Origin of the sequence: Nonomuraea sp. NPDC050310 (assembly GCF_040655795.1) — a bacterium.
Classification (GTDB): Bacteria; Actinomycetota; Actinomycetes; order Streptosporangiales; family Streptosporangiaceae; genus Nonomuraea.
Genome location: NZ_JBFAKP010000060.1, coordinates 1 through 1032 on the forward strand (window position 1 = coordinate 1; position 1032 = coordinate 1032).

Below are 1032 nucleotides of genomic sequence, written 5' to 3' on the forward strand. Positions count from 1 at the left end.
GCGAAGGTGAGAACTTAAGCGCCGGTAAACGGCGGTGGTAACTATAACCATCCTAAGGTAGCGAAATTCCTTGTCGGGTAAGTTCCGACCTGCACGAATGGCGTAACGACTTCCCCGCTGTCTCAACCGCAGACCCGGCGAAATTGCAGTACGAGTAAAGATGCTCGTTTCGCGCAGCAGGACGGAAAGACCCCGGGACCTTCACTACAGCTTGACATTGGCGTTTGGAACGGTTTGTGTAGGATAGGTGGGAGACTGGGAAGCTCAGACGCTAGTTTGGGTGGAGTCATTGGTGAAATACCACTCTGGTCGTTTTGAACGTCTAACCCGCGCCCGTGGATCCGGGTGGGGGACAGTGTCTGGTGGGTAGTTTAACTGGGGCGGTTGCCTCCTAAAGGGTAACGGAGGCGCCCAAAGGTTCCCTCAGCCTGGTTGGCAATCAGGTGTCGAGTGTAAGTGCACAAGGGAGCTTGACTGTGAGACTGACGGGTCGAGCAGGAGCGAAAGCTGGGACTAGTGATCCGGCATCGGCGTGTGGAAGCGGTGTCGCTCAACGGCTAAAAGGTACCCCGGGGATAACAGGCTGATCTTCCCCAAGAGTCCATATCGACGGGATGGTTTGGCACCTCGATGTCGGCTCGTCGCATCCTGGGGCTGGAGTAGGTCCCAAGGGTTGGGCTGTTCGCCCATTAAAGCGGTACGCGAGCTGGGTTTAGAACGTCGCGAGACAGTTCGGTCCCTATCCGCTGCGCGCGCAGGAGACTTGAAAGGGGCTGTCCCTAGTACGAGAGGACCGGGACGGACGAACCTCTGGTGTGCCAGTTGTACCGCCAGGTGCATGGCTGGTTGGCTACGTTCGGAAGGGATAACCGCTGAAAGCATCTAAGCGGGAAGCTCGCCTTGAGATGAGGTCTCCCACCACGAGAGTGGGTAAGGCCCCCAGCAGACTACTGGGTTGATAGGCCGGAGGTGGAAGCACTGTAAGGTGTGGAGCTGACCGGTACTAATAGGCCGAGGACTTGACCACAAAGC

1 rRNA gene is annotated in these 1032 nt (G+C 57.4%); it reads left to right on the forward strand.

Annotated elements, in window-relative coordinates:
- Window positions 1-1027 (forward strand): 23S ribosomal RNA (locus AB0I67_RS43125); the annotation flags it as partial.
- Window positions 1028-1032 lie beyond the last annotated feature (5 nt).